General features: G+C 64.9%; 6 protein-coding genes and 1 pseudogene. 2 read left to right on the plus strand and 5 right to left on the minus strand.

Annotated features, from left to right (window positions below):
* Positions 1-62 precede the first annotated feature (62 nt).
* Positions 63-446: a hypothetical protein gene (locus HMPREF2883_RS15155; protein WP_070662396.1), complete on the minus strand. Its 384-nt coding sequence runs from the start codon at positions 444-446 to the stop codon at positions 63-65.
* Between the two features lie 86 nt (positions 447-532).
* Here HMPREF2883_RS15155 and HMPREF2883_RS11155 point away from each other — a divergent pair.
* Together HMPREF2883_RS11155 and HMPREF2883_RS14865 are read left to right on the plus strand one after the other, a co-directional pair.
* Positions 533-2,134 (plus strand): annotated as a pseudogene (locus HMPREF2883_RS11155) (type I restriction endonuclease subunit R); the annotation flags it as partial.
* Between the two features lie 154 nt (positions 2,135-2,288).
* Positions 2,289-3,734, plus strand: a complete 1,446-nt coding sequence (locus HMPREF2883_RS14865) for a hypothetical protein (protein ID WP_141759112.1) — start codon at positions 2,289-2,291, stop codon at positions 3,732-3,734.
* A 561-nt stretch (positions 3,735-4,295) separates the two neighbouring features.
* On the opposite strand, the gene HMPREF2883_RS11160 is transcribed toward HMPREF2883_RS14865, so the two are convergent.
* The 4 genes from HMPREF2883_RS11160 to HMPREF2883_RS11175 all read right to left on the minus strand — a co-directional run bounded on the left by HMPREF2883_RS11160 (position 4,296) and on the right by HMPREF2883_RS11175 (position 8,536).
* Positions 4,296-4,988 (minus strand): response regulator transcription factor, encoded by a 693-nt coding sequence (locus tag HMPREF2883_RS11160; RefSeq protein WP_081384537.1) that lies wholly within the window; start codon positions 4,986-4,988, stop codon positions 4,296-4,298.
* 3 nt (positions 4,989-4,991) lie between these two features.
* Entirely contained in the window at positions 4,992-6,296 is a 1,305-nt protein-coding gene (locus tag HMPREF2883_RS11165; protein WP_256277458.1) for a sensor histidine kinase, read from the minus strand.
* 132 nt (positions 6,297-6,428) lie between these two features.
* Positions 6,429-7,820: an FtsX-like permease family protein gene (locus HMPREF2883_RS11170; protein WP_070662398.1), complete on the minus strand. Its 1,392-nt coding sequence runs from the start codon at positions 7,818-7,820 to the stop codon at positions 6,429-6,431.
* Complete coding sequence (locus HMPREF2883_RS11175) at positions 7,817-8,536, minus strand: ABC transporter ATP-binding protein (protein WP_070662403.1); 720 nt, start codon at positions 8,534-8,536, stop codon at positions 7,817-7,819. The genes HMPREF2883_RS11170 and HMPREF2883_RS11175 overlap by 4 nt, the downstream gene beginning before the upstream one ends.
* Between the last annotated feature and the right edge of the window lie 336 nt (positions 8,537-8,872).

The following is an 8,872-nucleotide window of genomic DNA, read 5'->3' on the forward strand; positions in this document are numbered from 1 at the left end:
GCAACCAGAAGACCCTTCGCAAGACGCTCAAGGCCCTGCCCTGGAAGAGTGTCCCGTCCGTCTCAAGCGTCGATGCCGGTCACGGGCGGCGGGTGCGGCGCACTGCCAAGGCGATTGAGGCTCCCGCCTGGGTGGACTTCCCCGGGGCTGCGCAGGTGGTCCAGCTCCGACGCACCCGAACCGTCAAAGGCCGCAAGCGCGTCGAGGTGGTCTACCTGATCTGCTCCCTCCCTATGACCGATGCCCAGCCCGAGGTCGTCGCGGCCTGGATCCAAGGGCACTGGGGAATCGAGAACCGTCTCCACGTCGGTCAGAGACGTCATCTTCGACGAGGACCACCACCAGCTACGCACCGGCAACGGCCCCGAGATCATGGCCACCCTGCGCAACCTGGCCATCAGCCTCATCCGCCTCTTCCACGGCGCCAGCACCTCCATCGCCAGCACCACCAGATCCCTGTCACGACAACCCAAACAAGCCATCAAACTACTCACCCAACCAACCCCCTAAACCAACTTTGCCGACCCCCTGCTTCGGCGACCAGCTACACACGTACACGATCGTGGACGCGATCCGGGACAAGAACGTGCTGCCATTCCGCATCGACTACATCGACACGATCAAGATGCCCGACGCCGTGCGCGACGCCGAGATCGGTGGCATCGACACCGAGCGGGCGCTACTGGCGCCCGAGCGGCTGGCCCAGGTGGTGGGCTACATCCGTGAGCACTTCGACCAGAAGACACGACGCAACTCCTCCTACACGCTGGGGCAGAAGCGGGTGCTGGGCTTCAACTCGCTGTTCGCGACGGCGTCGATCCGAGCGGCGCGCGCCTACTACATGGAGTTCAAGCGACAGCAGGAGGGACTGGTCCCGGACCGGCGCCTGAGCGTCGGCATCGTCTACTCCTACGCACCCAACGCCGATGCGCCCGGGGAGACGCTGGCCGATGAGGCCGTAGACCCCTCGCAGCTGACCGCCGACGACCGTGCCTTCCTCGATGAGGCGATCCGCGACTACAACGCGCAGTTCGGCACCGCCTACGACACGAGCGCGCAGGGCTTCGAGGGCTACTACGAGGACATCTCCCGGCGACTGGCGGAGCGGACCATCGACCTGGTCATCGTGGTCAACATGTTCCTCACCGGGTTCGACTCAAAGACCCTCAACACTCTGTGGGTGGACAAGTCGCTGCGCACGCACGGGCTCATCCAGGCGTTCTCGCGCACGAACCGGATCCTCAACTCAGTCAAGACCTACGGCAACGTGGTCTGCTTCCGGGACCTGCAGGAGGAGACCGATGAGGCCATCGCCCTGTTCGGCAACGAGGCCGCCGGCGGGCTGGTGCTCCTCAAGCCGTACAAGGAGTACTTGGAGGACTACCTGGAGAAGATTGGCGAACTGCGGGCCAAGTTCGAGCCGGGTCAGATGATCGCTTCGGAGGCCGAGCAGAAGGAGTTCATCCGGCAGTTCGGCAGGATCCTGCGGCTGCGCAACATCCTGGCGAGCTTTGACGACTTCGGAGACGACGACGTCATCGGCGAGGCCGAGTTCCAGGACTACCGCAGCGTGTACGTGGATCTGTACACCGAGATGCGGCGGGCGGCCGATGTGGAGAAGGAGGTCGTCAACGACGATCTCGTCTTCGAGATCGAGCTGGTCAAGCAGGTGGAGGTGGGAGTCGACTACGTCCTCATGCTGGTGGAGAAGCACCGCGAGGAGGCGGGCGACGGCGAGGACAAGGAGATCCCGGTGGAGATCCGCCGGGCTGTGATGTCCAGTCCCAGCCTGCACAACAAGCGGGACCTCATTGAGGAGTTCGTGCACGCGGTGTCAGCCTTCGGGGACGTGGATGAACAGTGGCGGGCATTCATCGAGCAGCGGCGCAGCGAGGAGCTGGCGGCGATCATCCGAGATGAGAAGCTGCGCGAAGGGCCGGCGAAGGCACTGGTGGAGGCCGCCATGCGGAACGGGTACGTGCCCACTGAGGGGACTGCGATCACAAGGATCCTGCCGCCCACCCCCAGATTCCGCAGCTCGGCCAGCGACAGCCACGACGAGAAGAAGCGCCGCGTCCAAGCCGCCCTAGCCGCCTACGTCGAGAGGTTCCAGGGGCTGGGAACGACGGAGTAGGGATTCCAGGCTCGAGTGAGGACATTCTGCGGGACGGCGAGTGCCTCCATCTCGGTCCTGACGGAACAAGATTTAGTTTGCATATATCAAACTATCAACAAAGTCAGCGACCGAACCGTCGCAAAACGCAACAGAAACCAACTATACTAGGTCCATGAAATACCTTTGGCAGTATCAATGGATCATTTACTCGATCACGTTTTCGGTACTGATTCTTATAGCGCTCGTCGGAGCGTCATCAATGTGGCCACCAACATGGCAAAAATCTCTTAATGATGCAGCCGCAGCCGAAGTGGAGCGCAGAAAGCGGGTGCGCAACACTTTCTCTCCATCAGAAGAAGCAGCCCTAAATGAGATGACTGCAGGTAAATCGAATGACGAACCCCCCTTCGATGAGGATGATTTTCCATTATCAAAGATAGTTGCCACGCTACTCGAAAAAGACGACTCAATCACTCTCATTTCCGAGATAACCGAACGCAGAAACGCCTTGGAAGCCGCCGCATTGCGCCGCCAAGTTTCTCTAATCGAGAATGTCGCAGACATAAATAGAGCAGTTCATCTCTGGAAAGTTTGCGCACTCATAAACGCTTGTATTTTTGTAGCCTCGGGAATGAAATGGTTTTTCCCGAGAAGCATTGGCTACCTGAAAACGCTGTACGGAAAACACATCACCAATATAAGTATCATCGGTGCAATAGTTGGAATTTTTATGGCATATCTTAAAGAGAAGCCATTCACTACTGACGCCTCAAATTTGCTTTCAACAGTAGGAAATTTGTTGTCATTCTCATTCCTTTTAGCGCTCATTCTGAGTACTGTGCAACTATTTCATTCGGTGTTCGTGGCCGCATTTGAGTTAAGCCCTTGGCGTCGTGTCCGCAATGGAGCCCTCACGGGAGGATTGCTTTTACTCATCTTCACCCTAATGACTCTCAGTATTTCGGGAAAACTTCCTGAATGGCAGAGTACTCTAGGACGAAACACTCAGGCCTCCCTACTGCACAACTTTAACTCAGAGTTACTAGTGGCACTATCGATAGTTGCCGTACTCTTGTTATTAATGCAGCGCGCATTGCGGCTCATATTTTCGATTCAAGTGAAGATGAGCGGGAGAATATATTGTGCTGCTTTTATTCTATTTGCATTCTCTATACAAGTCGCAGTAGTTTCATCGTTTTTAAAAGTCCCTCCAACTACTACATTAGTTCTTGTCAAAGTTAGCTTGCGCATTTGCATAGTCTTGCTTGCCGCAGGAAGCCTAGTTCACCTAACTGAATGGATTAGGGAATACCGGTACCTGCGAACACAGGAAGTAAAGGTGAACAACCTCGGTTTTCGATGGTGGGCGTTGATCGCATGGGCGTCTGGCTCCGCTATTTCACTCCTCTTGGAGTGCATTATGCGGAACTGGCGGCCAACTTCGTCTAATTACGTCGCCTATCAGCAATTATCCACGGCGCACGCTATTCTAACTTTGACTTTAGTGCTATCCTTTATGCCAGGAGCTATTGTCACACTCTTATTCTTCAGGCGAGTCCATAGGAAATATAGTGAAGCTCTCCTTTCAAAGGCCCCCAGACACCCTCTTTCGACTTAGATTGCAGTCTCGGGAGTATTCAACCACACTACAGGCTATATCGTGGATGATTGTTCCTTAATTCATCGCTGCAGGAACACCGCGAAACAGTCTCATTTCAACCACAGTTATTGTGTCAGCGACCGCGATTAGGGCATGGTCACACATTCCGACATTTAACCTGGGCGCAACTGACGTCGTAGCACAAGAATGTGGGCTGCAGCACCGGCATGTCGTCGCTTTCCTCGATCGAACTCTTCCCCATGCCGAGCACTACTTGAGCATTCACTAGCTATCGCCACAAGAAGCGAACCCTGAAAGTCAGTCCTGGGAGCGGAGGTCCTCGAGGACTTGGTGCGCCTCAGCAGGGCCTTCGTCATAGGCGCCCATCGCCTGGGCACCGGCCACTATGTCTCACAGGGTCTCCTCCACCCGACGCCGGCGGGGGACATTCCGCACGGCCGGGTGCGGTCCGCTCCAGCCGGGGACAGTCCGCCGTTCGGGGACAGGATTCCTGTCCCCGACGGCGTCGAACGTCCCCGGCCGCGCAGGATATCCCCAGTCACGAGGACACAACACATCTCACCCGCCGCTCTTGTACCAAGCAACAGCGATCTGGACGCGGTCGCGCAGGTGGAGCTTGGCCAGGATGCGGCTGACATTGCGGCGCACGGAGGCGGGCTGCAGCACGAGCCGCTCCGCGATCTCCTCGTTCGACATGCCCTCCGCAATGAGCCGGGCTACGTCGAGCTCCCTGGGCGTGAGCGCCCCGAACCTCTCCCGCAGCCCCTCACGCTGCGCACCGGACAGCGCCCGTGGAACCCCACGCGCGATGAGCTCCTTGGTGACGCGCGGCGTGAGTACAGCATCACCTTGAGCCACCGCCCGAACCGCTTGAGCCAGCTGCGCCGCGCGCACGTCCTTGAGCAGGAACCCCGAGGCCCCCACCTCCAGCGCCCCGAAGGCGTAGTCATCCTCGTCGTAGGTGGTCAGCACCAGAACCTTCACCGTCGGGAACCGCCGCACCATCGCCCGGGTTGCGCTGATCCCATCCATCCCCGGCATGCGCACATCCATGAGCACGACGTCGGGCAGCCCCGTTGACCGATTCAGCCCCTCCAGGATCTCCAGCGCCTCCTGCCCGTCACCGGCCTCCGCCACCACGTGCAGGTCCGGCGCCTTGCGGATCATGAGTGCCAGCCCCAGGCGCGCGTAGCGCTGGTCATCCACGATCATGACCGACGTCGGCCTCAACCCCTCCGGTTCCGCGCCCACGCCTCAGCCCTCACCGCGAGTTCTCGGCACCGTCGCCGCGACCCGCCAGCCGCCGTCGGCCTCCGACCCCCAGTCCAGCGAGCCTCCTACCGCCTCGACCCGGTCCCGCAACCGCAGCAGGCCCGTCCCTTCCGCAGGTCCACCACGGCGGCCATCGCCCTCCCCGCCTCTGCCACCTGAGGAGCCGTCGTTGCGAACCATCACCGTGACCGCCGACTCGCCGTGGTCCCAGGACACCTGCACCTGCGACAGCGCGGGCGCGTGCCGCACCGCGTTGGTAAGCGCCTCCCGGGTGAGCGCGAAGCACAGGTCGGCCTGCCCGGCGTCGTCGGCCCGCTGCCCGGTCTCAGTGAAGACGACCGTGACGCCCAGTGATCTCACCCTGCCGACGACGCTCCTGATCTCATCCCAGGATCGGCGCCCGACGCCGTCCCGGCCCGGCGACTCCGCCAGCTCACCCTCGCCGTCAGCCAGGGCCCTCACCGCCCGGCGCGTCTGCTCCAAGCACTCCCGCGCCACCTCATTGATACCGCCGAGCGCCTCATCGATCTCCGGGTCGGCGCTACCGGCCAGCCCCTCGGACAGGGCGATGATCGTGGTCAGGCCGTGCCCCACGGAGTCGTGGAGCTCGGCGGCGATATCGGCCCGGTTCACCGCGCGGTCGCGCTCGGCCCGAAGCGCCCGGAAGCGCTCCCGCTCGGCTTTGGCCCCAGCTTGCGCCGCTCGCCAGTTCGCGACGCTGCGGGCCATCATTGCCGCGATGACCGTCAGCAGAACGGCAACCACCTGGCTGAGCCACTCCTCCATCAGGACCCCGGGCGGGGCCACCAGGACCGCACTGGCCGTCGCCATAAGGAAGGCCGCGCCGATCACCGCGAGGTGCTGCCACAGTGGGAGCCGGCTCACCGCGCTCCCCAGCGCCACCAGCACCGGGAAGAGAAAGAAATTGTTGAGCCCCAGCGCCGAGGCCACCACGTACACGGCGCACTCGGTCAGGAAGACCACCAGCGGGTACCTGCGTCGCGCAGCGAGGAGCGCCGTGGACCCCATGGCCGCCAGAATGAGAATCGCGAAGCCGATTCTGGTCGGGGCGATCCCTGCAACCAGGCCGCCGTCGCCGACACGGCCGGTCAGCACCGCGCTGCCGATCATGCCGCCCTGGTAGGTGGCGCACAGGATGAGGAGCAGCGTGGACAGAATGCCGGGGCCGGCCTGCGCGGGCGCCGGCTGGCGCACCCACTCGCCCAGCGTCCGCCAGTCGACCCGCATCCTCATGGCCGACGGCGAACCGCGCTCTGCACCGGACACCAGCGTCCCTCCTCTCCGTCGCGACCGTACCCTACGCCCCGAGATCTGAACCCGGACCGCAGCCGGCGGGCCGCGAGTGGCCAACCCACTCGGTCCTAGCGATCTGCTGCCCCTCCCACCTCGGGCCCATCGTCACTCGGCCGCCAGGACGGCGCCGATCGGGGTCCGGATGGCGCCCCGGATCGGAGCAAGCAGCACCGCGGCCAGGGCCAGGAAGGACAGGACGGCCACCAGCAGCACTGGCCCGACGCCGGGGCGCACTACCAGCGGCAGCCCTGCCCTGACGTAGAAAAGGGACTCGCCGGCCGTCGTCACCACCAGTGGCACGAGCGAGATGAGCAGCGCCGTCCCCACGTACAGCGCCGCCTCGACGACCACCTGCCGGCGCACGCCGCGCACCGTGCTCCCGGCGCAGCGCAGCACCGCGAACTCACGCTGCCGGGACCGGGAGGACATGCCGACGACGGCCACGGCCCCCAGCAGCGCCATGGCCCCGAGGATCGTCGCCAGCACCAGAGAGTCCACCTGGTTGATCGCCACGTTCAGGCGCGCCGCCTCCACCACTGCCTGCCCCGTGGCGAGACTGGTCGTGAGTGCCGCGGTGAAGGAGATCGCCAGGGCCAGCAGGCCGATGGCACTCGCCGACGACTCGCTGCGCCACAGTGCCGAACGGCGCGCGATGAGCCACGGTCCGCCCAGCCGCGCCAGCGGCACCGACCACAGCCGCAGCAGCCCCGGGATGAGCGCGGGTGCCAGCAGCACCACGAGGACCGCGAGCAGGAGCGACGCCAGGATCGCCTGGCCCCCACCGGTCGGCCATCCGTCGATCTTCCTTCCGGGCGGGGCCAGAAAAGCGAGGAGCAGCTGCCCCGCGCACACGAGCGTCCACAGTCCGGCGAGGATTCGTCGCCCCACACCCATGCTGCCTCGCCCACCCGGGGCGGCGTCGCGAACCGCCTCCACGGCTGGCGTCCTCACCGCAGCGCGCGCCGGGCCCACAGCCCCCAGGACCGCGACGGCGACCACGACCACCACGGTGAGCAGCAGCGTCGTCGGTGTCTGGGCGACCTCGATCCGTCCCATACGCGCGGCCGCCAGGCGGGTGAGCACCGAGGCGAAGGGCTGGGCCGCCACCATCCCCAGCAGGATCCCAGGCACACAGGCCACCAGGCCCAGCACCGCCACGGCGGCGAGGACGGCGGCGAGCACCTGGCGGGGCAGGGCGCCGGCCAGGCGCCACAGGGCCCAGTTCGTGCGCAGTGCCTGCACGCAGGACTGCCCGACGACGGCCACCACCGGAACCGTCACCATCGCCGTGTAAAAGGCGACCGAAACGCCCGGAACCGTGAGCTCGGCCGGGTTGACGCCCGCCGCCCGCGCCGCAGCGACGACGTCGGGCCGCGTGACGGTCATGCGGTGCACCAGGCAGATGTTGATGAGCCCCGCGGCGAGGGCCAGCACCGCCACCGTTCCCGACCAGGCCCTCCACTGGGCGGCCAGGGCACGCAGCGTGTAGCGGGTCATGCCGCAGCTCCCGTCTGGTTGACGGCGGCCAGCAGCTCGTCGGGGGTGGCGCCGCGGCGGCGGTCGACGATGCGGCCATCACGCATGATGAGCACGCTCTCCGCCAGGGCCGCGGCCCCCAGGTCGTGCGTCACGAGGATGACGGCGGCCCCATCGTCGGCCAGGCGCCGCAGCTCGGCCAGGACGAAGGCGGCCGAGCGGGTGTCCAGGGCCCCGGTGGGCTCGTCGGCGAAGACGACCGGTGGACGGCGGTAGAGGACCCGTCCCAGGGCGACGCGCTGCTGCTCGCCGCCTGAGAGCGTGGTCGCGACCGCGTTGGCGCGCGGCTCCAGTCCCAGCCCGACCAGGACCTCCCGCACCCGTGCCGAGTCGGGGCGCCGACCGGCCAGGGTGTCGGAGATCGTGATGTTCTCCCGCACCGTCAGGTAGGGCACGAGGTTGTAGGCCTGAAAGACGAAGCCCACTCGATCGCGGTAGAGCTCGGCCACCCGCGCCGCCGGGAGCCCACCGAGGTCGCGCCCCATGAACGAGACACGACCCGACGTCGCCGGCTCCAGCCCGGCCAGGCACAGCAGCGCCGTCGACTTGCCCGAGCCGCTGGGTCCGACCAGCGCCGTCATCCGCCCCGGCATCATGGCGCAGGAGATGCCGTGCAGGATCTCGATCGGCTCCCCACCGGGGGTCGGGAAGGACTTGCGCAGATCGCACGCCTCCACAGCCGGCGGAGCGACCGAGTGCCCGGCACCGGCGGCACCCCCTTCCCCGGTCGCGCCGCCCGGGCGCCCGAGGCCCCCGGTTGTGCGTCCCCGCACTGGTTGAGCCGACCGGTCCGACTGTGTCCGTTCACGTCGAGCTGCCATGGCCCTGCGCCGTCCTCTCCCCTGTGAATCCGCCGGTATCGCGGGACGCCGTCGGACGTCCGCGGTTCAACCTAGGCGGCTGCCTCGGCTCCCGGGCCCGCAGACCACGAACTGTCCACAGATGATGACAACCGGCCCCACGGGCAGTGTGGCGGGGGACATTCCGCGCGGCCGGGTGCGGTCCGCTCCAGC

The sequence above is a fragment of the Actinomyces sp. HMSC075C01 genome (assembly GCF_001812965.1).
GTDB lineage: Bacteria > Actinomycetota > Actinomycetes > Actinomycetales > Actinomycetaceae > Actinomyces > Actinomyces acetigenes.